Genomic DNA, 24,868 nt, shown 5'->3' with positions numbered 1-24,868 from the left:
GGTGCCGCGGTGTCGGTGGCGGCGGTGGTCGGTGGCTGGGCGGCGCAGCTACTGTCCGGTCAGCCTGCCGCCGTTCCCTCGAGCGCGCTGCTGGTGGAGGGTCGGGTCGGTCTCCGGGTGCCCGCCGACTGGGCGGTCGAGCGCATCACGTCGGGTCCGGGGTCGGCGCGTCTTCGGGTGTCGGCGCCCACCGGCGACTCGACCGCGATTCACGTCACCCAGTCCACCGGTGCGTCGCCGGACACGCTCGTCGAGGTCGCCGAATCACTACGACGCGCGTTCGAAGCCGAACGGGCGGGGGTGTTCACCGACTTCGACCCCGCTGCCCGCATCGGAGGCAGGCCCGCAGTGAGCTATCGCGAACTGCGCGCGGGCAGCGAGACCACCTGGGCGGTGGTGATCGACGGTGCGGTCCGCATCGCCGTCGGATGTCAGCGCCCGCTGGCCGTGGAAACCATCGACGACGCCTGCGTGCACGCAGTCCGGTCGGCACATGTGGTGCGCTGAATCGGCGATGGAACCGAACGGCTTCCCGCCGCGTCCAACTCTGTAGACGCTTTCCACGACACGAAAGGACCGCGATGACGATGCCAGGACCCTCGGGTTCCGCGCTCACCACCGACTTCGACCTGATGGTCGCGGTGGCCGGAAAGACCGACGCCCGCAACGAGGAGATCCGGGCGATGCTTCAGTCGTTCATCGGACGGATGAGCAGCGTGCCGCCTTCGGTGTGGGGCGGCGCGGCCGCGGCGCGCTTCCGCGACGTCGTGGAGCGCTGGAACGGTGAATCGCTGAAACTGCACGCGGCGCTGCAGCGCATCGCCGAGACCATCCGGGCCAACGAACGCCTGCTGCGGGAGGCGACGGACAGCCACTCGCAGCGCATCGGTTCCGTCGCCGGCAGCCTCTGAGGAGAATCAGCGATGAACCCGACGCTGTCCTATGACTTCGGCGAGATCGAGTACACCGTCCGGCAGGAGATCCACTCGACGTCGGGCCGGCTCAACGCGGCCCTCGACGACCTCCGCGCCCAGATCGCCCCGCTGCAGGCGACCTGGACCCGGGAGGCGTCCGAGGCGTACCGCTTCGAGCAGGCCCGCTGGGAACAGGCGGCCGCGGCGCTCAACGACATCCTGTTCAGCCTGGGCAACGCAGTCCGCGACGGCGCCGACGAGGTGGCCGCCACCGATCGCAGTGCCGCCAACGCCTGGGGCGTCTGAGACACGCCCCGCCCGAGTTCTGTGCGGCCCCCGAAAGGAGGAGAGCCGATCGGGGGCCGCACAGTGCAACCGGAGCGGAACCTGAGCAGGGGCCGATCCGATCGGGCTGAACTGCGCAAACGCGCGCCGAAACGCGAGTTGTCAACGCTCGGGGCCGGTTTGAGGATGTAGAGATGGACTTCCGGACCTATGCGGCGTTCCTGCCCACCACATACACCACGAACATGATGCCGCCGACCAGCACGTGGTGGCCATGGCGGGGCCGCAACGTGCACATCGCCCGTGCTGTCGTCCCGGATGCCACGGTGCGTGTCATGGTGATCCACGGCGGCGGTGGCTACAGCGGCGCGCTCTGGCCCGTGGCGGCCGTCGTGGCAGCCGAGGGTGTGGAGGTGCTCGCCCCTGACATGCCGCTCTACGGCGACACGGTCGAACCCCACCCGTCACGCGTCCGCTACGACGACTGGGTGGACCTGCTGTGCGACCTGGTGCGCACCGAACGTGCCACCGATCCGCGGCCGCTGATCCTGTTCGGCGCCAGCATGGGCGGCATGCTCGCATATGAGGTCGCAGCCCGTACCGGGCAGATCGCCGCGGTGGTGGCGACGTGTCTGCTCGACCTGTCCGATCCGCAAGCCCGCGCCGCCGCCACCCGGTACGCGTGGATGGGCAGGCCCGCGCCTGCGCTGCTCCGGGTGACCGGCCCCGTCCTCAGTGGGGTACGGCTGCCGATCCGCTGGATGGCCGACATGATGAACATGAGCTCCGACCCGCGGTTGTCCACGCTGTGTGCCTCGGACCCACGCGGCGGGGGTGTCAGCGTTCCACTGGGCTTCCTGTCCAGCTGGATGGACTACCGCCACACCGCGCCGGAGTCGTTCGACTCCGCGCCGGTCACCCTCGTCGCCCCCGCGGCCGACAACTGGACCCCGCCGGAGCTCAGTATCCGCTTCCTGCAGCGAATTTCAGCACCGACCGACCTCGTCATGCTGGAGAACTGCGGTCACTTCCCGATCGAGGAGCCCGGTCTGGCCCAGTGCCGTGACGCGATGCGGACGCTGCTCACCCGGGTGGCGGCGCAAGCCGGTTGACGGTGTCCATCAGCGCCTCGACATCAAACCCGTGGCGCGTCATGACACGGTGCAGTTGCGCGTCGATCGTGTGAACCAGCATCTCGGCCGTCACCTCGACGTCGTCGCCGCCGCGGTCACACCGCTTCAGATGGAACGCCACCTCGTCGCAGATCCGGGCCTCGAAGGCGCGCAACTCGTCGAGTTCGGCGGAGTCCAGCGGCACCACCCGGTGCAGCAGGGCGTGCAGCGTGGGCCGGTCGCCGTGCAGCCCGACGATCGCCTCGAGCATCGTGCGCATCGTCGCCTCGAACGGGGCGGCGTCCTGACGTAGCTGCGCGAAGACCGCTGTCAGCCGGCGATCCGCCTCACGTAGGTGCCGTTCGGCCACCGCGTGCAGCAGCGCGGCCTTGTCGGGGAAGTACTGGTAGAGCGTGCCGATCGACAGTCCGGCCCGCTCGGCGATGCGGTTGGTGGTGGCGGTGAGACCCTCGCGCGAGAAGATCTGCGCGGCGGCCTCCACCAGCGTGTTCACGGTTTCCCGGGACCGCTGCTGGCGGGGTTTGCGCCGATTCGGGTCGATCGGGTCAAGTCTGCCCAACAATGCAACCGTGGTGCAACGGTTGCGCGCGTAGGTTCAGTGACACACGACACACAGGTGTGTGCCGAGCAGAGACGCTGACGAAGACCAGGAGACTGACCATGACTGTGTACGCACGCCCCGGCGCCGACGGCTCGTTGATGTCGTTCAAGCCCCGCTACGAGAACTTCATCGGTGGCCAGTGGGTGCCGCCGACAGCCGGTCGCTACTTCGAGAACCCGACCCCCATCACCGGTCAGACGTTCTGCGAGATCCCCCGGTCCGACGAGTCCGACGTCGAGAAGGCTCTCGACGCCGCCCACGCCGCGGCTCCCGGGTGGGGCAAGACCGCGGTGGCCGAGCGGGCGGTGATGCTGAACAAGATCGCCGACCGCATCGAGGAGAACCTCGAATCGATCGCGCTGGCCGAGTCGTGGGACAACGGCAAGCCGATCCGCGAAACCCTCAACGCCGACATCCCGCTGGCCGTGGACCACTTCCGGTACTTCGCCGGGGCGATCCGCGCGCAGGAGGGGTCGCTGTCGGAGATCGACGACGACACCGTCGCCTACCACTTCCACGAGCCGCTCGGTGTGGTCGGCCAGATCATCCCGTGGAACTTCCCGATCCTGATGGCCGTCTGGAAGCTGGCCCCGGCGCTGGCCGCGGGCAACGCCATCGTGCTCAAGCCCGCCGAGCAGACCCCCGCCTCCATCCTCTATCTGCTCGAGGTCATCGGAGACCTGCTGCCCGCAGGTGTGCTCAACGTGGTCAACGGGTTCGGCGTCGAGGCCGGTAAGCCGCTGGCATCGAGCAACCGCATCGCCAAGATCGCGTTCACCGGCGAGACCACCACCGGCCGGCTGATCATGCAGTACGCGTCGCAGAACCTGATCCCGGTGACACTGGAACTGGGTGGCAAGAGCCCGAACATCTTCTTCAACGACGTGATGGCCGCCGCCGACAACTATCAGGACAAGGCGCTCGAAGGCTTCACGATGTTCGCCCTCAACCAGGGTGAGGTGTGCACCTGCCCGTCACGCTCGCTGATCCAGGCCGACATCTACGACGAGTTCCTGGCACTGGCCGCGATCCGCACGAAGGCGGTTCGCCAGGGTGATCCGCTGGACACCGAGACGATGATCGGTGCGCAGGCGTCCAACGATCAGCTCGAGAAGATCCTGTCCTACATCGAGATCGGCAAGAGCGAGGGCGCCAATGTGGTGACCGGCGGCGAGCGTGCCCAGCTCGGCGGGGACCTCAACGGCGGATACTACGTCGCCCCAACGATTTTCACGGGCAACAACAAGATGCGGGTCTTCCAGGAGGAGATCTTCGGTCCGGTCGTCGCCGTCACCTCGTTCACCGACTACGACGACGCGATGAACATCGCCAACGACACCCTCTACGGACTGGGTGCCGGCGTGTGGAGCCGTGACGGCAACACCGCCTACCGGGCGGGCCGCGACATCAAGGCCGGCCGGGTGTGGACGAACTGCTACCACCAGTACCCCGCGCACGCCGCGTTCGGTGGATACAAGCAGTCCGGCATCGGCCGGGAGAACCACAAGATGATGCTCGACCACTACCAGCAGACCAAGAACCTGCTGGTGAGCTACAGCGACAAGGCCCAGGGGTTCTTCTGACAAGCGCTCCAACCCCGGGCACCCAGGAACTCAGATGAAGGAGCAGCGTGGCTGATTTTGTCGTTTCCATCGATCAGGGCACCACCAGCACTCGCGCGATGGTCTTTGACCACGCGGGTGCGGAGGTCGGCCGGCATCAACTCGAACACGAACAGATCCTTCCCCAGGCGGGGTGGGTCGAGCACAGTCCGGTCGAGATCTGGGAGCGCACCTCTTCGGTGCTGACCTCGGTGCTCAACAGCACCAACCTGCAGCCGAGTGATCTTGCGGCGCTGGGCATCACCAACCAGCGCGAGACGGCACTGGTGTGGAACAAACGCACCGGACGGCCGTACTACAACGCCATCGTCTGGCAGGACACCCGTACCGACCGGATCGCCTCGGCGCTGGACCGTGACGGCAGAGGCGATGTCATCCGGAGGAAAGCGGGCCTACCGCCCGCCACCTACTTCTCCGCGGGCAAGGTGCAGTGGATCCTGGAGAACGTCGACGGTGTCCGGGAGGCCGCCGAGAAGGGCGACGCGATCTTCGGCAACAGTGACACCTGGGTGGTGTGGAATCTGACCGGTGGCCCGCGCGGTGGCGTGCACGTCACCGATGTCACCAACGCCAGCCGCACCATGTTGATGGATCTCGAGACGCTGGACTGGGACGACGAACTGTTGTCGTTCTTCGACATCCCCCGCCAGATGCTGCCGCGTATCGCGCCGTCGTCCTCGCCGGAGCCTTATGGAATGACGTTGGCGACCGGACCGCTGGGCGGCGAGGTTGCGGTGACGGGCATCCTCGGCGACCAGCAGGCAGCCATGGTCGGCCAGGTCTGTCTGTCTCCCGGCGAGGCCAAGAACACCTACGGCACCGGCAACTTCCTGCTGCTGAACACCGGCGAGAAGATCGTCCGGTCGGAGAACGGACTGCTGACCACGGTCTGCTATCAGTTCGGTGACGCGAAACCCGTTTACGCCCTCGAGGGTTCGATTGCCGTCACCGGATCGGCGGTGCAGTGGCTCCGTGATCAACTGGGCATCATCAGCGGGGCTGCGCAGAGCGAGGCGCTGGCCCGGCAGGTCGAGGACAACGGCGGGGTGTACTTCGTCCCGGCGTTCTCCGGCCTGTTCGCGCCGTACTGGCGCTCCGATGCCCGCGGTGCGATCGTCGGGTTGTCCCGGTTCAACACCAATGCGCACCTGGCCCGGGCGACGCTGGAGGCGATCTGCTATCAGAGCCGCGATGTCGTCGACGCGATGGAAGCCGATTCCGGTGTGCACCTGGAGGTGCTCAAAGTCGACGGCGGCATCACCGCCAATGACCTGTGCATGCAGATCCAGGCCGACGTCGTCGGAGTCGATGTGGTCAAACCCGTTGTGGCAGAGACGACTGCGCTCGGCGCGGCCTATGCGGCCGGGCTGGCGGTCGGCTTCTGGTCGGACCCCGACGAGCTGCGGGCGAACTGGCAGGAAGACAAACGCTGGACGCCCAACTGGTCCGAGGAGCAGCGGGCCGAAGGCTACGCGGGCTGGCAGAAGGCAGTGCAGCGCACCCTGGATTGGGTCGACGTTTCGTAGCTCGATCTAGAGGGCCGCGACGCCGGCCTCGGCGACAGACACATCCTGCTCGACGCTGCCTGCGCTGACCCCGATGGCGCCGATCACGACGCCGTCCACGGTCAAGGGGATCCCGCCGCCGAAGATCACCATCCCGCCCGAGGTCTGTTCCAGGCCGTACAGCTCGGCGCCGGGTTGCACCAGTGCCATCAGGTCGCAGGTGGGGGCGTTCATCAGAATCGACGTGCGCGCCTTGCGAATCGAGATGTCGATGCTCGCCTTGATCGCTCCGTCCATGCGGACGAAGGCCACCAGGTGGCCACCGTCGTCGACCACGGCGACGTTCATCGGTTGACCGATCTCAACGGCCTTCGCGGTCGCGGCGTCGATGACCGCCGAGGCGGCAGACAGGCTGATGGCGCTCATGGTAGAACCTCCGAATAGGTTTTCCGACAGTGTGTTTGGCTGCGTGAGCCGGATTCGACGGCGATGGTCTGCCGGGGACGATGATAGTGCCCGCTGCGGACCCGGGGCACGCAGACCCTAACCAAAAGCTCGCCTTCTGGACAGTAACCGGCCGGAAGGTACCCATTACAGCCCACGGCCGGTTCACAAGCGAAAACACTTGTAGTGCAGATCAGGTGGAGTCCTGCCCGGATCAAGAGAGGTTGTGGTCAGTGTCGAATGTCGACATCTTCGTGTGGGAGTTCCTGGGTACGGCCGTTCTGTGCCTTCTCGGCAGCGGCTCGGTGGCCTCGGTTGTCCTGAAGAACTCGTTCTCCCACGGCGGCGGGGGCGACTGGGTGGTCATCGTGCTGGGGTGGGGCTTCGGCGTGTTCGCCGGCGCGAGCATCGCGGCACCGTCGGGAGGACACATCAATCCGGCGGTGACGTTCGCGGTCGCCATCTCCGACGGCGTTCCGTGGTCATCGGTCCCCGTGTACTGGGGTGGCCAGTTGGTCGGAGCCTTTGTCGGTGCCTCACTGGCCTGGGCCGCGTTCAAACTGCAATTCGACAAGATGGATGACAACTCGGGCACCCGCGGAATCTTCTGCACCTCCCCGGCGATCCCGAACACCCCGTGGAATCTGGTGACCGAGGCGATCGCCACGTTCGTGCTGGTGATCTGGGTCCTGCTGAATCCTGAGGAGAACTCGGCACTCGGCTTCGCCGCGGTGGCCTTCGTGGTGATCACGATCGGCTTCGCGCTCGGCGGGCCGACCGGATACGCCATCAATCCGGCTCGCGACCTCGGGCCCCGGATCGCCTACGCGCTGCTGCCGATCAGAGGCAAAGCCGGACCCAACTGGGGGTACTCCTGGGTGCCGATCGTCGGACCGCTGATCGGCGCCGGGCTGGCTGCGGGATTGGCGCTGGTGTTGCCGTTATGACGGGTGGTCACACATGGCCGTCCATCTGACGCGGATCTACACCCGCACCGGGGACGCGGGTACCACCGCGCTGGGCGACATGTCGCGGGTGGCCAAAACCGACGTGCGGGTCGGCGCCTACGCGGACTGCGACGAGACCAACGCCGTGATCGGGATTGCCATCTCCTCCGGTGGCATCGGCGGTCGCGTGGTCGAGGTCCTCGACATCATTCAGAACGACCTGTTCGACGTGGGTGCCGATCTGTGCACACCTGTTGCCGAGGTCAACGAGTACGAACCCCTGCGCGTCACGGAAGAGCAAGTCGCGCAACTCGAATCATGGTGTGACGAGTTCAATGCCACGCTGCCCAAGCTCACCAGCTTCATCCTGCCCGGCGGCACGCTGGCCGCCGCTCATCTACACCACGCCCGCACGGTCGCCCGGCGGGCCGAACGCAGCGCGTGGTGTCTGGCGGAAACGGCTGTGGTCAACGACTGCGCGCTGCGATACTTGAACCGGCTGTCGGATCTGCTGTTCATCCTTGCGCGCCACGAGAACACGGACGGCGATGTGCTCTGGCGGCCAGGCGGGGACCGTCGGACCTCCGCGGACGAAGAGACGGGACAGTAGATGAGCAGCCGAGTTTCAACCGTTGACTGGCAGGGCTCTCTGATGGCCGGTACCGGCACGATCGTGCTGGCGTCGTCCGGGCAGGGAACCTTCGACTATTCATTGGCCACCCGTGCCGCGGACCAGGCCACCACGACATCACCGGAGGAACTGCTGGCGGCGTCGTACGCGTCGTGTTATGCCATGCAACTGTCGGCGCTGCTCGACCCGGGTCCGGAGGAGAACCTCACACTCCATGTGGAGGCAGTCGTCACTCAGGGCGGACCCGAGGTGGACTTCGGGATCACCGAGATCAGCCTGCTCGTACGCGCCCGCGGCCTACGTCGATCCGACGAGGAGTTCGTCGAGACCGCCCGCACCGCATCGTCGGTGTGCCCGATCGGCCGCGCGCTGTCGACCGTGCCGGTCAGCGTCGATGCGGCACTGAGCATCTGACCGACGCCCGATCAGGGTGGTGGGAGGCACAGCCGGGAACAAAGCCGGCCACCGCACCGATCACTGTCGTCGCCGGGGGTCCGATGCCGGCCCTGTGGGCGGCGCCGGCGATCGTGTCGAGGCTGCCCCGGACCTCACGCTGGCTGGGTAGGCTGCCGTCGGCGATGACCGCAGCGGGTGTGTCGGCATCCATTCCGCCGCTGATCAGCGCGCGGGTGATCGCGTCGAGGTTGGCGACGGCCATCATCAGGATGATCGTCGTGTTGGCCTGCGCCAGCGCCTCGTAGTTCACCGCCGACTGCGGATGGTCGGGTGGAACGTGTCCGGAGATCACCGTGAAACCCTGGGTGAGGCCCCGGTGGGTGGCGGGGATCATCGCCGAGGCCGGTGCCGCGATCGCCGAACTCACGCCGGGAATCACCTGCACGGGGACACCCGCACGCACACACTCGTCGACCTCCTCGCCGCCGCGACCGAACACGAACCCGTCACCGCCCTTGAGGCGCACCACTGTTGCGCCCGCCAGCGCATGGTCGATCAGCAGGGCGTTGATCCGGAACTGCTCGGTGCGGCGACCACCGGGGATCTTCGAGACATCGATGATCTGGGCCAGCGGCGCGATCTCGGTGAGTGCGGCCACCGGCGCGAGTCGGTCGGTGACGATGACGTCGGCGGCGGCGATGGCGTCCCGGCCGGCGACGGTCAACAACCCCGGATGGCCGGGGCCGCCCCCGACCAGGGTCACCCGTCCGACGCCGGTGTGCGCGTGGCCGAACCGCGACGGCGGCGCCGCATCCGGCGGGTTGTCGCTGATGCACAGAACACCGCGTTCGCCCGCTGCGACGGTGATCGCGGCATCCCCGCCCGGGCTACCGGTGCACGCGAAAACCAGTGCAGCCAAGCCGATATCAGCCGGGGTGAACGCCCGGCGGCAGATCGTGATCAATCCCCGGTCGGCCAGGTCCGACAGGTAGGCCCCCGGTTCCGGGGACACCACCGTCACCACCGCCCCCGCGCTGATCAAGGATCCGGTCGCGGTCATCGCCCGGCCGGAGGAGCCGACCACGGTGACTCGGCGGCCGGCGACCGGCAGATCCACCGATATCGTCGATTCGGCCGTCATGCGCGCGCGCTGTCGTAGTGCTCGTAGTGCACGACGCTCGACAGCGGCGCCGGACTGCGCCAGCCGTGCCGTTCGAGGTCGGGAGTCGCCTGCAATGAGGTCACCGGGCCGACGCACAGCCACGCGATCGGTCTGATTGTCGCCGGAATCCCGAGCAGTTCTCGCAGAAACGGCTCTCTGAAGAACGACACCCAGCCGACGCCGAGTCCCTCGGCGGTGGCCGCCAGCCACAGGTTCTCGATCGCCAGGCACACGGAGTACAGGCCGGCGTCGGGATTGGTGTGCCTGCCCAGTACCGCGGGGCCCGCTCGGGTGGGGTCGTAGGTCACGACGATGCCGACCGTGGATTCGAGGATGCCCTCGATCTTGATCGTGGTGAAGGTCTGCGCACGCTCGCCGTCCAACGAGTCCTGGAACGCCCTGCGCTCGCCGAGGACATGAGCGTGAAAGGTCTTCCTGGTCCGTTCATCCCGGACGAGCACGAAGTCCCATGGTTGGCTCATGCCCACGCTGGGTGCGGTATGCGCCGCCCCCAGAATTCGGTCGAGTGCCTCCGGGTCGATCGGAGCGCCCGTGAACTCGGCCCGCACGTCGCGCCGACGACCGATGACGTCGTACAACCCGGCTGAGGTCATCGCTGCCGGACAGCCGACAGATATCCGGTCGATCCCGCGCCGTCACCGCGCAGCGCCGCGGCGACCAGGGCGGCCCGCCTGCGCACTCCGAACTTGTCCATGATGTTGTGCAGGTGGAACTTCACCGTCGCCTCCGAGATGAACAACGTGGTCGCGATCGCCCTGTTGTCCAGTCCCTCGGTCAACAAACCCAGCACTTCCCGCTCGCGCCGCGTCAAGATCCGCGAATAGTCGGTCGAAGCCTCGGTGCGTTGCGAACGAATCTGTGCGACAAGCGCATTGACGCTGTGCGCATCGAGCGCCGATTGGCCGTTGATCACCCGCAGGACTGTGTTGAGCAGCTCGTTCGACGGTGACCTCCGATTGACCAGGGCGTCCGCGCCCGCCTTGATCAACTCCAGGGGATGATTCGAGGCGTCATCACCGTCGACGATCACGACGACCTTGGGCACCGGGTTGAGCTCCGCCAGCAGAGCCGAAAGCGGTGACCCGGCGTCGACGCCGAGCACAAGAAGTTCCGGTCGCAACGCGCGGAGACGGTCGATCAGCCCCGGCCCGTGCCGTAGGTCGCCGACGAATTCGACGCCGCGAGCCTGCGACACCACGTGCATCAGCCCGTGGCAGAGTAGCTCGTCGTTCATCACGAACACCGTGCGCAGCCGCGCAGCCTCGGTGAAAGTTCCTCCGCCATCGGTGATTCCGCGTGGCAGGGCGGCTTCCGCCCCACGTAGACCGATGCGGCTAGGCGCGTAGCGCGTCTGTGGCCGCGTTTGTGGCCAACCCATGATTGACTCCGTCCTGCCGTCAGCGGGGCGAATGTTATCGCGGGTTTCGTTGCACCAACGTTGCAACGCGGCCGGAACCCTCCTTACCCGAGCACACAGTCCCCGCAGAGACCGGACCCGGGCGCCTGATAGAACAGGCAGCAGCTTCGCCGGACGAATCTGCCGTCGGTGAAGCTGGCGGTTCCGGCCAGTGGTCCGGTGTCCGCGAGCGCCCTCACCAGGGCGCGGCCGGCGCCCTCATGGTGCGGTCGCGACATCGACAGGACCGTCACCGCGCCGTTGGCGGCCGAGATCACGTTGCCCCAAGTCACCTGCGGCGACAGCGAAGTCAGAGTGTGCAGCGTGTCGTTCAGTGGGGCGAGTACCCCGGTGAGCAGTGATCCGGCGATCAGATCGGCCGCGCCCCGAGGTGTCGGCGCCTCGAACCAGTCGGCATCGGCGACGGCGAACTGCGGAAAGTGTGTCGAAGTGGGTCGCCACCGCAGTGACTGACAATCCAGTGACGGGACCGCACCGAAACAGCTTGCGGCGCCGACCGCCGGGGAGAGCAGTCGCGCTGTGACGCCCAGCTGAAACGACGACGCCGCCAGCCGCAGAGGGATCTCGTCGGGGTCACACTGCGTCGACGCGGCGATCGCCGCTCGCGTGCGGATGACATGATCGCCCACGGTCGCGTCGTCGAACAACCGCGGCAGGGCACGCCAGTCATCACCCACCGCCTCCGGAAGCGCGAAGTACTCACCGATTTCGGCGGTCTTCGCCGCAAGCGCCTCGCGGTCCGCCGGGTCCATGACTCTCACGCTAACCGCGGCGGATCCGAACGGTCTGATCTGGGGCAATTCCTCACCGAAGGGCGGGGCTCGGGGGGTTGGGGGCCCCGGGGATCGCTGCAACGTTGCTGCAACGTGACACGAGCCACAATTGGTCCACGATCACCCGTCGCTCTCACCCTACGGAGAAGTGCATGACGCAACCGACCCTCGATCCCGCGGTGGATTACCCGCTGAGCATCCGTCGGAGGGATCTGCTGTTCACCCCGTCAGGGAAGTCCATCGACGACATCACCATGGACGCCGTCGTGTCCGGCGAGATCCAGCCCACCGATCTGCGGATCACCCCGGACACGCTGCGACTCCAGGCGCAGATCGCGGAGAAGGACGGCAGGAAGCAGTTGGGTGCCAACCTGCACCGCGCCGCCGAGATGACCGCGATCAGCGATGAACGGGTGCTGGAGATCTACAACGCGCTGCGGCCGAACGCATCGACCAAGGCGGAACTGGACGCGATCGCCGACGAGCTTCAGACCCGCTACAACGCGACCTTCCTGGCGGATCTGGTACGTGAGGCGGCCGATGTGTACGAGCGCCGCGACATCCTGGCGACGAGCGAATAGGAGACGACGATGACTGCTGAGGCAATTCAGAAAGCCGGCGCCGACGTACGCCATTCCGCTCGCACCGACGTGCTCGAGGACCGCCCGGTCAACCTCGACGGTTTTGTCGAGGAGTGGCCCGAGGTCGGCATGGTCGCGATGGACAGCGAGTTCGACCCCGAGCCCAGTGTCCGGGTCGAGAACGGTGTGGTCGTCGAGATGGACGGAGTCGCGCGCGCCGACTTCGATTTCATCGACCAGTTCATCGCCGACAAGGCGATCGATGCCGCGACCACCGAGGAGTCGATGGCCCTGCCGGCGCAGGAGATCGCCCGCATGCTGGTCGACCCGGGGGTGACGCGCCAGGAGGTCATCGCCGTCACCAACGGCCTGACACCGGCGAAGCTGCTCGCGGTGGCGAAGAATCTGAACATCGTCGAGATCATGATGGGCATGCAGAAGATGCGTGCCCGGCGCACCCCGGCCAACCAGGCCCACTGCACCAGTGCACGGGACAATCCGCTGCAGGTGGCCTGCGAGGCCGCAGAAGCCGCGATCCGCGGATTCTCGGAAGTGGAAACGACTTTGGGTGTGGTGCGCTACGCACCGCTGGTGGCCATGGCGCAGCAGATCGGCAGCCAGGTCAATCCCGGCGGCCCGATGACACAGTGCGCGCTGGAGGAGGCGACCGAGCTCGATCTCGGCATGCGCGGCATCACCGGCTACGCGGAGACCATCTCGGTGTACGGCACCGAGCCGGTCTTCGTCGACGGTGACGACACACCCTGGTCGAAGGCATTCCTGGCCGCGGCGTACGCGTCGCGGGGCATCAAGATGCGCTTCACCTCCGGCACCGGTTCCGAGGTGCAGATGGGCAATGCGCAGGGTAAATCCATGCTCTACCTGGAGATTCGGTGCATCCTGATCGCCAAGGGCGCCGGCGTGCAGGGCCTGCAGAACGGTTCGATCTCGTGCATCGGTGTGCCGGGAGCGGTGCCTGCGGGCATCCGGGCGGTCGCCGCCGAGAACCTCATCGCCTCGGCGGTGGACCTCGAGTGCGCCTCGGGCAACGACCAGTCGTTCTCACATTCGGCGATGCGGCGGACCGCGAGGTTGATGCCGCAGATGATGCCCGGGACCGACTTCGTGTGTTCCGGATACTCAGCGGTTCCCAACTACGACAACATGTTTGCCGGATCCAATGTCGACAGCGACGACTTCGACGACTTCAACACCATTCAGCGGGACCTGCAGATCGACGGCGGGCTTCGCCATGTGAAGGAGTCCGACATCCTCGCGGTCCGCACCCGCGCCGCCAAGGCCCTGCAGGCGGTGTTCCGGTACCTGGACCTGCCGCCGATCAGCGACGCCGAGATCGATGCCGCGGTGTACGCCAACGGCAGTCGCGAGCTCATCCCGCGCGACGTTCTCGAGGATCTCAAGGGAGCGCAGCAGGTGATGGATCGCAACATCACCGGCCTGGATCTGGTGAAGGCCCTGGAGGGCACCGGGTTCACGGACATGGCGGAGAACCTGTTGGCGGTTCTGCAGCAGCGGGTTTCAGGAGACCTGCTGCAGACTGCGGCGATCATGACACCGTCGCTGGTGCCACTGTCGGCGGTCAACGACGCCAACGACTACGCCGGCCCCGGGACCGGTTACCGGCCCACCGGCGCACGTTGGGAAGAAATGAAGAAGCTGCGCCACGTGACGAGCGCATCGAACCCCGAACAGGAGGTGGAATGACCGTGGCAACCGACCTGCAGGCAGGGGAGCGCACGATCTCGTTCAACGAGGTCGGTCCGGCCGAACGTGGCCAGCGGCCCGACGAGGTGGTGATAGCGATTTCGCCTGCTTTCGGCAGTCTGTTCACCCAGACGATCATCGGTCTGCCGCTCGCCGAGGTGATCCGCCAGATCCTGGCCGGCATCGAGGAGCAGGAGGTGAGTGCCCGGATCATCCGCATCCAGAGCAGTTCCGACCTCGCGCTGATGGCGCACACCGCGGCGAAGCTCTCGGGATCGGGCATCGGGATCGGGATCCTGGCCCGCGGCACCTCGATGATCCATCAGCGGGACCTGCCGCGGCTTTCCAGTCTGGAACTGTTCCCGCAGTGTCCTCTCCTGACACTCGAGACGTACCGCAACATCGGTGCCAATGCCGCGCAGTACGCCAAAGGCGAATCCCCGGAACCGGTTCCGACGCTGAATGACCAGATGGCGCGGCCACGCTGGCAGGCCAAGGCGGCGCTGCTGCACCTCAAGGAGACCGAACTGGTCCGCAAAGGGGCACGCCCGGTCGAGGTGACACCGGAGTTCTCCACGGAGATGATCGGTCAGTAGTGAATCGAACGGTTGTCGGGGTCGACATCGGCAACTCCACCACCGAGGCGAGTCTCGCGACGATCGGTCCTGAGGGCACGGTCGAGTACGTCGGGGCGGCGTTGACCCGCACGACGGGGATCAAGGGCACCGTCAAGAACGTCGACGGCGTCGCTAAATCGGTGACGTGGGCACTGGAGGGCGCGGGCATCCCGTTGGCCGATCTGGACCTGATCCTGCTCAACGAGGCCACGCCGGTGATCAGCGGGCTGGCCATGGAGACCATCACCGAGACGATCATCACCGAGTCGACCATGATCGGTCACGATCCGCGAACCCCGGGCGGCCGTGGGCTGGGCGTCGGCACCATCGTCGAGTTCGAATCGTTGTCGCAACACGCTCCCGGGGTGCCGGTGATCGTGCTGGTGCCCGAAGGGGTCGACTTCGACGTCACCGCCCGGACGATCAACACCTGCGTCGATCGCGGGGTCGACGTCACCGGGGCGATCCTGGGCAACGACGACGCCGTGTTGGTTGCCAACCGGCTGACGACGAAGATCCCTATCATCGACGAGGTGTCGAAGATCGATCTGGTCCCGGTGGGCATGGTGGCCGCCGTCGAGGTGGCCGGACCCGGTCAGTCCATCCGCACGTTGTCGAACGCCTATGGCCTGGCGACCATCTTCGGTCTGGACCCCGACCAGACCAAGGTCGTCTCACCCGTCGCGCGCGCATTGACGGGCAACCGATCGGCCGTCGTCGTGCGGACCCCGTCCGGCGACGTCGAGGACCGCGCCATTCCGGCAGGCTCGCTGGAGTTGATCGGTGCGACGAAGCGCGCCACGGTGGACGTCTCCCGGGGCGCCGCCGACATCATGGCCGAGGTGCAGCGGGTCAGCCCACTGACCGACGTCGTCGGCGAATCGGGCACCAACACCGGTGGCATGATCTCCACCGTGCGCCAGAGCATGGCCGACCTGACCGAGCACGCGCTGGCCGACGTCCACATCCAGGACCTGCTGGCGATCGACACCGTGGTGCCGCAAGCGGTGCGGGGTGGTGTCGCGGGCGAGGTCGCGCTGGAGAACGCGGTCGCGCTGGCGGCCATGGTCCGCACCAAGGAGAGCGGGATGCAGGCCGTCGCAGATGCGGTGGCCGCCGAGCTGCGCCACGCCGGGGCAACGCGCGTCGACGTCGTCGTCGGAGGTGTCGAGGCGGAGATGGCGGTGCTCGGTGCGCTCACCACCCCGGGCACCGACAAGCCCCTGGTCGTTCTCGATCTCGGCGGCGGCTCCACCGACGCCGCGGTGATCGGCGTCGACGACCGCATCGACGCCACCCATCTCGCCGGCGCGGGTGACCTGGTGACCAAGCTGATCGACGCCGAGCTGGGCCTGGACAACCTGGAGCTGGCAGAAGAGATCAAGCGCTGCCCACTGGGCAAGGCAGAGAGCTTCTTTCACATCCGGCTGGAGAACGGCACGGTGCAGTTCTTCGACACACCGTTGCCGTCGACGGCCTTCGCGCGGGTGGTCGCCCTGGGCGAGTTCGGGATGAACCCGATACCCACCCGCCACTCTCTCGAGCGGATCAGGACGGTTCGTCGCACCGCCAAGGAGCGGGTCTTCGTCGTCAACACGCTTCGGGCGCTGCGCGCCATCGCCCCGGGCGGCGATCTACGGCAGATCGGTTTTGTGGTGTTGCTCGGCGGCAGCGCCCTGGACTTCGAGATTCCCGAGCTCATCGCCGACGCGGTGGCGCCGTTCGGGATCGTCTGCGGCACCGGAAACGTCCGCGGCACCGAAGGGCCCCGCAACGCGGTGGCTTCGGGCCTCGTCGCGAACCATGTGACGGCTACCGGCTCGGTGACCGGCGTCGGTGCCCATGCTTGACGGAGGCCAGCCCGAGAAGCCGGCCATCCTGGTGCTCAGCTGCTCGGCCGGTCCCGTCGAGAACGAGGTGCTCGCCGGGATCGAGGAGGAGGGTGTGCCGTTCGTCGTGGAGCGGCCGGCGGCCGGCGGGGACGCGAACACGCTGGGCCGGCTGGCCGCGGGCCGGTCGTCGCTCAACGTCGGGGTCGGCATCGACGACGACGGTCGGGTGTCGGTGCAGCATCAGAAGCTGGCCCGGCCGCCGGACGGATTGTCCACCGACGAGCCCGCAGACCCGGTGGCCGCCCGCACCCTGGGCCACAACGCTGCCCGCATCGTGGTCGGCATCCCGCTGCGGACGAGCCAGTTGTCGTGAGCCACCAGCAGGAGGCCGGTGCCCGGATGCGCGGTGACGCGGTCCGGGTCTTCGGTGAACTCAACGACTCGGCCAAGGCCCAGCAGGCCCTGCTCAACAGCTGCGGGGAAGCCGCCTGGATCACCGATGAAGAACGTCGCGCGATCAGGTGGCTGCTGTCCGCGCTGATCGAGCATCGGCGCCGGATCCGGGTCACCGCGCGGCTGTGGCGGTCGCTGAACCCCGAGGAACCGGTGCCGTGCGCGCTGGTCACGGAGACCACCGAGTTGCTGGACGAACATCGGCATTTCGAACCGTTCATCGCGCGGTGGCGGGCGGTGGTGATCAACCGGGCCCGGATCGACCGCACGGAGTTCTGGCGCAGCATGATCGAACTCGCCGAACTCAACCTCGACCTGGCATCCGAGGCCGAGGAACCGTGTGCCGGAAGTGACGAATCAGAGGGCCGGACTGACGTACCGGCGTGAGGTGAAGACCGCCTGCCCGGCAGCGCGTTGAACCACCGTCGTCGTCGACGATCCGATGATGAGCAGGGTCCGCATGTCCACCGTCGCGGGGTCGAATCCCGCGGCCGTCGTCACGGTGACGCGCTGTTCGGGTCCACCGACGTCGCGCCCGACGATCACCGGGCGGTCCGCGGGAAGGCGTTGCAGCAGAATGTCTCTGAGTGTGTTGACCTGCCAGTCCCGGCTCTTCGAGCCCGGGTTGTAGATCGCGATCACCAGGTCGGCGTCGATGGCGGCGTGCAGCCTGCGCTCGATCACCTCCCAGCTCTTCAGGCGGTCCGACAGCGAGATCACCGCGTAGTCGTGTCCCAGCGGGGCGCCGACGGCCGCGGCGACGGCGTTGGCGGCGGTGACCCCGGGCACCACCCGAACAGGCACATCGCTGAACGCGGGTTCGGCGGCGACCTCGACCACGGCCGCCGCCATCGCGAAGACACCGGGGTCTCCCGAGCTGACCACAGCGACCCTGGCGCCTCTTTTTGCCAGATCCAATGCCATGCAGGCACGTTCGGATTCGACCTGGTTGTCGCTGGCGTGCAGCCGTTGCCCCGGGCGTGGCAGGATCCGGGCCAGGTAGGTCTTGTAGCCGACAAGATCGGTGGCGCGGGACAGCTCGCACTGCACCTCCGGCGTCGTCCATCGCCCGCTGCCGGGGCCCAGTCCGACGACGACCACCTCACCCACGGCCGGTTCAGCAGGCGTGGGGGCCGGGTTGTTGAGCGGGCCCGGGACGATGACCATCGAGAAGTAGGGCACCGAGTCGGGGTCGACGTCGCGCACCGGCATGACCCGTTGCGCCGGTGTCGACGCGCGCTCGACAAACCAGGCCCGGTCGGCGAGCCCGGCGTCTTCCAGGGCCGCCAGCACCTTCGGGAACGTCCGGCCGAGTTTCATGATCGCGACCGCGTCGCTGTCGCGCAGTCGACGGACCAGTTCGTCGGACGGCATCGTCGCGGCCAGGACGGTCAAGGTCTCCTCGCCCTCGACCAACGGGATCCCCGTGGCCGTCGCCGACGCACTCACCGAGGTCACGCCTGGGATGATCTCGGTGTCGAATTCGGCGCAGAGGCGTTTGTGCATGTGCATGTACGAGCTGTAGAACAGCGGATCACCCTCCGCCAGGAGAGCGACGTTGCGGCCCGCGCGAAGGTGTCGGGCCAACCGCTGACTGGAATTCGCATAGAACTCGTCGATGGCGCCGCGGTAGCCGGCGGGGTGCGCTGTCGCTCCGGTGGTCACCGGGTACGTCAGTCGCTCGTGGATCTGACCGTCGCGCAGAAAGGGTTCTGCCACCGCGAGCGCGACACTGCGGCCGTGCCCGGCGCAGTGGAAGGCGATGACGTCTGCTGCGCCGATGGCCCTGGCCGCTTTGAACGTCACCAGCTCACTGTCGCCGGGGCCGAGACCGACCGCCCAGAGCTTTCCGGCGGGGTTGTGCTGGCTGTCCACCGGGTCACCGTAGACGGGGCAACGCTCGTCTCTCGGCGCCTCGCGCGACGAAGCCCGATCCCCACCGGAAACCCCATCCGTTGACTAGGTCGGGCGGGCACCGGCAGCCGCCGGTTTGCGGGGCCGAACACTCAGTTTCTTCGGCTAGTGTGGCGTAGAACACGCAGTGGCCCGGTTGTCCTGAAGCCAAGATCGGCTGCGCGAGGAGTGTGATCGCCGGTGGGTTCGTCGAAGCCTGTCACCAGTCGGGCGTCGACCCGTATGGGTACGTCGGCTGTGCGTGCGTTGCACGAGCTCTTCATCGCGGGGCAGGTCGACGCGTCCTATCTCGACTCCGCGCCGATCAGGCCCGTGGTGGCCGAGAGTTGGCGGCGCAGCCTCGCCACCGGTGTCGATCCGGATCGCGACGGTGCATTGTCGTCGGCGATGACGCTCAGCCTGGCGCGGATGCGCGAGACACATCCGTTGGCCGCGGCCCTTCCGGTGATCCGGCGGTTGCTCGTCGACGACGCGATCGACGCCGGCGTTCTCGTCGCCGTCACCGCCGCGGACGGCACCGTGTTGTGGGTCGAGGGTGATCCCAGAGCGGTCCGCAAAGCCGAGGCGATGGACTTCGTTCCCGGCGCCGACTGGAGTGAGGGCAGTGCGGGCACCAACGCCCCGGGCACCGCGCTGGCACTCGACCGTGAGCTTCAGATCCGCAGCTCGGAGCACTTCTCCCGGATCGTGCAGCCGTGGAGTTGCAGTGCCGTACCTGTTCACGATCCGACGACCGGGGTCCTTCTCGGCGCGATCGACCTCACCGGCGGCGCCGACGTCGCCACTCCGCAGACTCTTGCCCTGGTGCGCGCCACGGCGGTTGCGGTCGAGAATCACCTCGCCCTGCTGAGGGTGACCGCCCCCGCCGACAGTGCAACCTCGGCGGGACAGGCGCAACTGCGGGTGCTCGGTGCGCAGCGGCCCCGGTGGCAGTTCACCGACCAGAACGGCTGCCTGCGCACGGCGTCGCTCACCCCCCGCCACGCCGACATCCTGGTGCTGCTGCACCGCCATCCCGAGGGGCTGACCGCCGATCACCTGGCCCTGCTGCTCGATGACAAGGATCTGGACGTGGTGACGGTGCGTGCGGAGATGTCGCGGCTACGGCGGGTCATCAATCCCGCGGTGGTGGTGTCCCGGCCGTACCGGCTGATGCAGCCTGTCGACAGCGACCTGGGCGCGGTGTTCGGTCATCTGAAGGCCGGAGACGTGGAATCGGCGCTGAGCAGCTACGCCGGTGCGCTGCTGCCGCAGTCGATGTCGCCCGCGATCGGCCGGATCCGCGCGGAGTTGAGCGCCAGCATGCGGGGTGCCGTGCTCGCGACGTGCGACGTCGGCCTGTTGCGGCGCTGGCTGGAGCTGCCCGAAGGACGTGACGACCGTGAGGGCTGGCGGATTCTGCACGATCTCGCGCAGGCCGGATCCGTGAGCAGGGCGCAGGCCAGCGGACATCTGCTCGGCCTGGACCTGGATCTCGGCTGAGCGTTTTGACCTGCGGCGACGCCGGCGGGTAGGCTCGCTCGTTGGCGTGTGCTGGCTTGCCGGAACCTCGGGTCTCCGTCGGTCGCCGAGGCAGTTCGCAGCCCACGCTTGACCGGCACCCGGGACACCGGGGATCAACCCGAGAAGAGAAGAAGGTAACGCTGTGCCCACATACACGCCGAAGGCGGGTGACACCACGCGTACGTGGTACGTCATCGACGCCACCGACGTGGTGCTCGGCCGGCTCGCCGTCGAAGCAGCCAAGCTGCTGCGCGGCAAGCACAAGCCGACATACACGCCCAACGTCGACGGCGGTGACTTCGTCATCGTCATCAACGCGGAAAAAGTCTCCATCAGTGGCGACAAGCTCAAGAAGAAGTTCCTCTACCGGCACTCGGGTTTTCCCGGCGGGCTGCGCAAGCGCGCGCTCGGTGACGAGATGGGCAAGCACGCGGACCGCGTCGTCGAGAACGCGATCGTCGGCATGATCCCGCACACCAAGCTCGGCCGTCAGATCCAGAAGAAGCTGAAGGTGTACGTCGGTGCAGAGCATCCGCACACCGCTCAGCAGCCGGTTCCGTTCGAGATCAAGCAGGTGGCCCAGTGACCGAGTCTTCCGAAATGACCGCTGAGATCGGCGAGAGCGTCGCGCCCGCCGAGACGGCTGCCACCGAGGTCGCCGCCGAAGCCGAAGCCCCCGTGCGTGAGCCGATCATCATGGATCGTCCGATCCAGACCGTCGGCCGCCGCAAGGAGGCCGTGGTGCGCGTGCGCCTGGTGCCCGGCACCGGCCAGTTTCATCTCGACGGCCGCTCGCTGGAGGCCTACTTCCCCAACAAGGTGCACCAGCAGCTCATCAAGGCCCCGTTCGTGACCGTTGATCGGCTCGACAGCTTCGATGTGCACGCCCACCTCAACGGCGGCGGTCCGTCCGGCCAGGCCGGCGCACTGCGTCTGGCCATTGCCCGGGCGCTCATCCTCGTGCAGCCCGAGGATCGGCCCGCCCTCAAGAAGGCCGGGTTCCTCACCCGCGACCCGCGCGCCATCGAGCGCAAGAAGTACGGGCTGAAGAAGGCCCGCAAGGCGCCGCAGTACAGCAAGCGCTGATCGAAACACGTCACGGCGCCCGGCCTGCTCGCATCGCGAGTGGCCGGGCGTCTGTCGTTTCGGCCCACTGTGTGCTGTCACACACCGCAGATCCGGTAAAGGCCGACAGTCGCGTGCCCTGGGGTGTTGCGGGGGCAGTTACTTAGTCATCGGCAAGCACCTGGTGAATCCTCCCGCAGCGACTTGAGTTTCGTCTCGCCGTTACGACACCGTCGGAACGAGAGTCCGGGCGTCCCACGTGGCGTCGGCAGACCCTTCTGCCTCCGGTGCGAGTCAGTCAGCTCGCCCAGACAACCGGCCGCGGCTCTGTGACTGAGAGGAGTGATTCATGAACTTCATCAAGAGCATCGCAGCAGGCGCCGCCTTCGGTGGCGCACTGTTCTTCACCGCAGGAGTCGCCAACGCACAGCCGATGGAGACCGCGGATCCCGACGGCCTGGTCGGTATCACCGTCAGCGATGTGACGATCCTCGAGGCCGTGCCCGTCGATGCGGCGGCCACCATCGCAGGCACCCTCTGTGCCAGCGCGCCGGAGGATGTCAACGCGCTCGCGCTGCAGGTGGACAACGAAGGCGTCAACCAGACGGTATGCGAGGGCCTCCCGGGCGGCGACCTGCTGCTCACCCAGAACGTGAGCTCGCCGGAGAGCGAGCCGGAGGCGGCCGAGACCGGCACGCCGGAGACCACCACCGCGCCCAGCGACGGCGGCTAAGCACGACCCCTCACCGCCCGCATCCAATCCAGGGTGCGGGCGGTGAGGCGTTGAAAGGGCGCTTCAGGTGGGTACCCGACGCAAGCAATCGAAGGGAGAAATCGATGAGCTTGATCAATAAGACCGCAGCGGGCGCATTCCTGGGCGGCACGCTACTGATGACGGCAGGCCTGGGTACCGCGATGGCGCAGCCCGATGAGCCGCCGCCCGGGCCGGACGGTCTGGTGACGGTGCTCGTCGACGGTGCGACCGCGCAGGACAGCGTGGCCCTCGAGACTGCCGCCACAGCCGCTGCCGAGGCCTGTGCAGGCGATCCGGCGGCGATCCTCGGGCTTGCGCAGCTGGCCGATACCGACGGCGCGTCGCAAGAGGTGTGCGCAAACGTGTCGATCATCCAGAACGCGAGCACGCCGACGGCGTCGTTGCCGGCCGAGTCGACGGTGGAAGCAGAGACCCCGGCTGTTCCCGGCGCGGAGGAAGCTCCCGCGGGTGACGAGGGCGCGCCGGTTCCGGCCGTTCCGGGTGAGGGCGCAGCCGACGAGCCGTTCAACACCGAAGGCGGCTGATGAGCCGTCTGTGCCGGTCTCGTCCGGGTATCGATTCGGCGGCGGCACGAACGCCATGAGCTGCGGTTGGCCCTCAAACCACTATGTGTGAGAGGTTGTCAGCATGGCTCGACTGTTCGGCACCGACGGGGTGCGCGGAGTCGCCAACCAGGAGCTCACCGCGGAACTCGCGATGGCGCTTGGTGCGGCGGCGGCCCGTCGGCTGCTGAGAAGCGGCGAGACCCGTCGCCGGGTTGCTGTGGTCGGTCGTGATCCGCGTGCCAGCGGCGAGATGCTCGAGGCGGCCGTGATCGCCGGTGTGGCCAGCGAGGGTGTGGACGCGCTGCGGGTGGGGGTACTGCCCACGCCCGCGGTGGCGTATCTGACCAGCGCCTACGACGCCGACTTCGGGGTGATGATCTCCGCTTCGCACAACCCGATGCCCGACAATGGCATCAAGATCTTCGGCCCGGGCGGGCACAAGCTCGACGACGACACCGAGGACCGCATCGAGGAACTGGTACGCCAGGGTCCCGGTGCCCGTCCTGTCGGCGCGGGTATCGGGCGGGTCGTCACGGCCGACGATGCGCTGGAACGGTACCTGCGGCACGCCGGCAAGGCCGCCGGAACCCGCCTCGACGATCTCACCGTCGTGGTCGACTGCGCCCACGGGGCCGCGTCGGTGGCGGCGCCGCGCGCCTACCGGGCGGCAGGCGCCAACGTCATCGCCATCCATGCCGGTCCCGACGGGCTGAACATCAACGACGGGTGCGGCTCCACACACATGGAGACGCTGCGATCGGCGGTGGTGTCCTACGGTGCCGACCTGGGTCTGGCGCACGACGGTGATGCCGACCGCTGTCTCGCCGTCGACGGTCACGGTCGTGTCATCGACGGTGACGCGATCATGGTGGTGTTGGCGCTGGCCATGCACGAGGCAGGGGAGTTGGCCGCGGACACCCTGGTGGCCACCGTCATGAGCAACCTCGGGTTGCATCTGGCGATGCGCTCCGCCGGCATCGAGGTCCGCACCACCGGCGTCGGGGACCGCTACGTTCTCGAGGAACTCCGGGCCGGTCCGTACTCGATCGGCGGCGAGCAGTCCGGGCACCTGGTGATGCCGGCGTTCGGCACCACCGGGGACGGCATCGTCACCGGGCTCCGATTGATGTCCCGGATGGCGCAGACGCGTCGCAGCCTCGCCGACCTCGCCGCACCCATGCAGACGTTGCCGCAGGTGCTCATCAACGTCCAGGTCACCGACAAGTCCACTGTCGCCGCCTCTGCGGCGGTGCGTGACGCGGTCGCCCAAGCCGAGGCTGAGCTCGGAGATACCGGCCGAATTCTGTTGCGGCCCTCCGGAACCGAACAGCTAATTCGTGTGATGGTGGAAGCTGCCGACGAGGACACCGCCCGGCAACTGGCGGTGCGGGTCGCGGAGTCGGTCAGCGCCGAGGGCTGAGCGCGCCGCGGAAAACCGGCGGGAACCGACAGCGCGTGTCGGGCGTCCAACCTCATATGGGACAAGCAGGCGCCGCGCGCGTCGATGCGGGGGCAGTGCGCGAGATCGCGCGCGAATACGAGACCGGGGCGTTGATCGTCGACGCCGCCGTGCGAACGCACCTGGGTGATCTCGCCTTCGGGGGCGCCCGTGCGGGGCGCGCGTACGTGCCGCACGGCGACACGCTCCGCACTGCTGTCGACGATGTTGTTGCGGCACTGCGACGCTGGTCGCGCGCGGCCGACGACATCGCCGCCGCGCTGCGGGTTTCCGCGGACCGCTATCAGGATGCCGATGCACGCGCCGCCGCGCGGGTGGGGTAGTCGCCGCCGATGGCCGAGAAGTTCGACGTCTCCGCACGCCTGGCCGATGGTATGCCGGCGGTCGACAACCTGCAGCGATATGTCTCGGCCTGTCATCGTCTCGGTTACCAACACCCGGACCTGACGCTGCACGACACCCAACTGCGCGACTGGTACGGCACCGAAGGAGGCATGGATCTGGCTGCGCTGCAGGGTGACTGGGCAGCGCTCGACGCAGCGGCCCGC

Annotated in this window: 29 protein-coding genes and 1 pseudogene; 23 read left to right on the top strand and 7 right to left on the bottom strand. The window is 67.6% G+C overall.

Annotated elements, in window-relative coordinates; translation table 11 throughout:
- The 4 genes from WA965_RS02835 to WA965_RS02820 form a co-directional block, all read left to right on the top strand.
- On the top strand, positions 1 to 507 hold a 507-nt coding region (locus tag WA965_RS02835), incomplete at its 5' end, for a type VII secretion-associated protein (RefSeq protein ID WP_526447037.1).
- An 80-nt stretch (positions 508 to 587) separates the two neighbouring features.
- A complete protein-coding gene (locus tag WA965_RS02830; RefSeq protein ID WP_526298238.1) occupies positions 588 to 911 on the top strand; it encodes a WXG100 family type VII secretion target in 324 nt (107 codons plus the stop codon).
- A 12-nt stretch (positions 912 to 923) separates the two neighbouring features.
- Positions 924 to 1,220, top strand: coding sequence for a WXG100 family type VII secretion target (locus WA965_RS02825; RefSeq protein ID WP_526298231.1), 297 nt, complete (start codon positions 924 to 926; stop codon positions 1,218 to 1,220).
- 173 nt (positions 1,221 to 1,393) lie between these two features.
- Positions 1,394 to 2,311, top strand: a complete 918-nt coding sequence (locus WA965_RS02820) for an alpha/beta hydrolase (protein ID WP_526298229.1) — start codon at positions 1,394 to 1,396, stop codon at positions 2,309 to 2,311.
- Here WA965_RS02820 and WA965_RS02815 read toward each other — a convergent pair.
- On the bottom strand, positions 2,283 to 2,825 hold the full coding sequence (locus WA965_RS02815) for a TetR/AcrR family transcriptional regulator (protein WP_526298236.1): 543 nt from the start codon (positions 2,823 to 2,825) through the stop codon (positions 2,283 to 2,285). The two genes, WA965_RS02820 and WA965_RS02815, sit on opposite strands and share 29 nt — an antisense overlap.
- A gap of 167 nt (positions 2,826 to 2,992) precedes the next feature.
- On the opposite strand from WA965_RS02815, the gene adh reads away from it, so the two are divergent.
- Both adh and glpK read left to right on the top strand, forming a co-directional pair.
- Positions 2,993 to 4,516 carry an aldehyde dehydrogenase gene (gene adh / locus WA965_RS02810; RefSeq protein WP_526298227.1) on the top strand — a complete coding sequence of 508 codons (1,524 nt, stop codon included), beginning with the start codon at positions 2,993 to 2,995 and terminating at the stop codon, positions 4,514 to 4,516.
- A gap of 47 nt (positions 4,517 to 4,563) precedes the next feature.
- The gene (gene glpK, locus WA965_RS02805; RefSeq protein WP_526298225.1) at positions 4,564 to 6,081 is read left to right on the top strand and encodes a glycerol kinase GlpK; all 1,518 of its coding nucleotides are present in this window, start codon (positions 4,564 to 4,566) and stop codon (positions 6,079 to 6,081) included.
- Between the two features lie 6 nt (positions 6,082 to 6,087).
- Here the strand turns inward: glpK and WA965_RS02800 are convergent, their stop codons facing one another.
- Positions 6,088 to 6,486 carry a heme-binding protein gene (locus tag WA965_RS02800; RefSeq protein WP_526298223.1) on the bottom strand — a complete coding sequence of 133 codons (399 nt, stop codon included), beginning with the start codon at positions 6,484 to 6,486 and terminating at the stop codon, positions 6,088 to 6,090.
- Positions 6,487 to 6,737: 251 nt separating this feature from the next.
- On the opposite strand from WA965_RS02800, the gene WA965_RS02795 reads away from it, so the two are divergent.
- From WA965_RS02795 to WA965_RS02785, 3 genes are read left to right on the top strand one after another with little or no spacing between them, the layout of a single operon-like run.
- Positions 6,738 to 7,451: an MIP/aquaporin family protein gene (locus tag WA965_RS02795; protein ID WP_526298221.1), complete on the top strand. Its 714-nt coding sequence runs from the start codon at positions 6,738 to 6,740 to the stop codon at positions 7,449 to 7,451.
- A 13-nt stretch (positions 7,452 to 7,464) separates the two neighbouring features.
- A complete protein-coding gene (locus tag WA965_RS02790; protein WP_526298219.1) occupies positions 7,465 to 8,061 on the top strand; it encodes a cob(I)yrinic acid a,c-diamide adenosyltransferase in 597 nt (198 codons plus the stop codon).
- 42 nt (positions 8,062 to 8,103) lie between these two features.
- Positions 8,104 to 8,496 (top strand): OsmC family peroxiredoxin, encoded by a 393-nt coding sequence (locus WA965_RS02785; protein WP_526447035.1) that lies wholly within the window; start codon positions 8,104 to 8,106, stop codon positions 8,494 to 8,496.
- On the opposite strand, the gene cobA is transcribed toward WA965_RS02785, so the two are convergent.
- From cobA to WA965_RS02765, 4 genes are all read right to left on the bottom strand, one after another.
- Positions 8,468 to 9,619 (bottom strand): uroporphyrinogen-III C-methyltransferase, encoded by a 1,152-nt coding sequence (gene cobA, locus WA965_RS02780; protein ID WP_526298215.1) that lies wholly within the window; start codon positions 9,617 to 9,619, stop codon positions 8,468 to 8,470. The genes WA965_RS02785 and cobA overlap by 29 nt on opposite strands.
- Positions 9,616 to 10,254 (bottom strand): 5,6-dimethylbenzimidazole synthase, encoded by a 639-nt coding sequence (gene bluB, locus WA965_RS02775; RefSeq protein ID WP_526298213.1) that lies wholly within the window; start codon positions 10,252 to 10,254, stop codon positions 9,616 to 9,618. Before bluB ends, cobA begins: the two co-directional genes overlap by 4 nt.
- Entirely contained in the window at positions 10,251 to 11,039 is a 789-nt protein-coding gene (locus WA965_RS02770) for a LuxR C-terminal-related transcriptional regulator (RefSeq protein ID WP_526298211.1), read from the bottom strand. The genes bluB and WA965_RS02770 overlap by 4 nt, the downstream gene beginning before the upstream one ends.
- 83 nt (positions 11,040 to 11,122) lie before the next feature.
- Positions 11,123 to 11,830 (bottom strand): (2Fe-2S)-binding protein, encoded by a 708-nt coding sequence (locus tag WA965_RS02765; RefSeq protein ID WP_526298210.1) that lies wholly within the window; start codon positions 11,828 to 11,830, stop codon positions 11,123 to 11,125.
- 173 nt (positions 11,831 to 12,003) lie between these two features.
- On the opposite strand from WA965_RS02765, the gene WA965_RS02760 reads away from it, so the two are divergent.
- The 6 genes from WA965_RS02760 to WA965_RS02735 are packed head-to-tail and all read left to right on the top strand — an operon-like array spanning position 12,004 to position 17,446.
- Positions 12,004 to 12,432: a diol dehydratase small subunit gene (locus tag WA965_RS02760; protein WP_526298208.1), complete on the top strand. Its 429-nt coding sequence runs from the start codon at positions 12,004 to 12,006 to the stop codon at positions 12,430 to 12,432.
- Positions 12,433 to 12,441: 9 nt separating this feature from the next.
- The gene (locus WA965_RS02755; protein WP_526298206.1) at positions 12,442 to 14,157 is read left to right on the top strand and encodes a propanediol/glycerol family dehydratase large subunit; all 1,716 of its coding nucleotides are present in this window, start codon (positions 12,442 to 12,444) and stop codon (positions 14,155 to 14,157) included.
- Entirely contained in the window at positions 14,154 to 14,753 is a 600-nt protein-coding gene (locus WA965_RS02750) for a propanediol/glycerol family dehydratase medium subunit (RefSeq protein WP_526298204.1), read from the top strand. The genes WA965_RS02755 and WA965_RS02750 overlap by 4 nt, the downstream gene beginning before the upstream one ends.
- A complete protein-coding gene (locus WA965_RS02745; RefSeq protein WP_526298202.1) occupies positions 14,753 to 16,624 on the top strand; it encodes a diol dehydratase reactivase subunit alpha in 1,872 nt (623 codons plus the stop codon). Before WA965_RS02750 ends, WA965_RS02745 begins: the two co-directional genes overlap by 1 nt.
- Positions 16,617 to 16,979 carry a glycerol dehydratase reactivase beta/small subunit family protein gene (locus tag WA965_RS02740; RefSeq protein WP_526447033.1) on the top strand — a complete coding sequence of 121 codons (363 nt, stop codon included), beginning with the start codon at positions 16,617 to 16,619 and terminating at the stop codon, positions 16,977 to 16,979. The genes WA965_RS02745 and WA965_RS02740 overlap by 8 nt, the downstream gene beginning before the upstream one ends.
- The gene (locus WA965_RS02735; RefSeq protein ID WP_526298198.1) at positions 16,976 to 17,446 is read left to right on the top strand and encodes a hypothetical protein; all 471 of its coding nucleotides are present in this window, start codon (positions 16,976 to 16,978) and stop codon (positions 17,444 to 17,446) included. The genes WA965_RS02740 and WA965_RS02735 overlap by 4 nt, the downstream gene beginning before the upstream one ends.
- On the opposite strand, the gene WA965_RS02730 is transcribed toward WA965_RS02735, so the two are convergent.
- Positions 17,417 to 18,934: a precorrin-2 C(20)-methyltransferase gene (locus WA965_RS02730; RefSeq protein WP_526298196.1), complete on the bottom strand. Its 1,518-nt coding sequence runs from the start codon at positions 18,932 to 18,934 to the stop codon at positions 17,417 to 17,419. The genes WA965_RS02735 and WA965_RS02730 overlap by 30 nt on opposite strands.
- A gap of 261 nt (positions 18,935 to 19,195) precedes the next feature.
- Here WA965_RS02730 and WA965_RS02725 point away from each other — a divergent pair, with 261 nt between their 5' ends.
- From WA965_RS02725 to WA965_RS02690, 8 genes and pseudogenes are all read left to right on the top strand, one after another.
- Positions 19,196 to 20,455 carry a GAF domain-containing protein gene (locus tag WA965_RS02725; protein ID WP_526298235.1) on the top strand — a complete coding sequence of 420 codons (1,260 nt, stop codon included), beginning with the start codon at positions 19,196 to 19,198 and terminating at the stop codon, positions 20,453 to 20,455.
- 163 nt (positions 20,456 to 20,618) lie between these two features.
- Positions 20,619 to 21,062, top strand: coding sequence for a 50S ribosomal protein L13 (rplM, locus tag WA965_RS02720; protein WP_178358841.1), 444 nt, complete (start codon positions 20,619 to 20,621; stop codon positions 21,060 to 21,062).
- Positions 21,063 to 21,076: 14 nt separating this feature from the next.
- Positions 21,077 to 21,562 carry a 30S ribosomal protein S9 gene (gene rpsI / locus WA965_RS02715; RefSeq protein WP_526298194.1) on the top strand — a complete coding sequence of 162 codons (486 nt, stop codon included), beginning with the start codon at positions 21,077 to 21,079 and terminating at the stop codon, positions 21,560 to 21,562.
- Between the two features lie 328 nt (positions 21,563 to 21,890).
- Positions 21,891 to 22,274 (top strand): hypothetical protein, encoded by a 384-nt coding sequence (locus tag WA965_RS02710; RefSeq protein ID WP_526298192.1) that lies wholly within the window; start codon positions 21,891 to 21,893, stop codon positions 22,272 to 22,274.
- A 104-nt stretch (positions 22,275 to 22,378) separates the two neighbouring features.
- Positions 22,379 to 22,840: a hypothetical protein gene (locus WA965_RS02705; RefSeq protein ID WP_526298190.1), complete on the top strand. Its 462-nt coding sequence runs from the start codon at positions 22,379 to 22,381 to the stop codon at positions 22,838 to 22,840.
- Positions 22,841 to 22,943: 103 nt separating this feature from the next.
- Complete coding sequence (gene glmM / locus WA965_RS02700) at positions 22,944 to 24,281, top strand: phosphoglucosamine mutase (protein ID WP_526298188.1); 1,338 nt, start codon at positions 22,944 to 22,946, stop codon at positions 24,279 to 24,281.
- A gap of 56 nt (positions 24,282 to 24,337) precedes the next feature.
- The gene (locus tag WA965_RS02695; protein ID WP_526298186.1) at positions 24,338 to 24,643 is read left to right on the top strand and encodes a type VII secretion target; all 306 of its coding nucleotides are present in this window, start codon (positions 24,338 to 24,340) and stop codon (positions 24,641 to 24,643) included.
- A 9-nt stretch (positions 24,644 to 24,652) separates the two neighbouring features.
- Positions 24,653 to 24,868 (top strand): annotated as a pseudogene (locus WA965_RS02690) (hypothetical protein); the annotation flags it as partial.

Origin of the sequence: Mycobacterium sp. (genome assembly GCF_049683935.1) — a bacterium.
Taxonomy (GTDB): Bacteria; Actinomycetota; Actinomycetes; order Mycobacteriales; family Mycobacteriaceae; genus Mycobacterium.
Note: the sequence above shows the minus strand (reverse complement) of the source record. Positions and strands in the feature narration are given on the sequence as shown.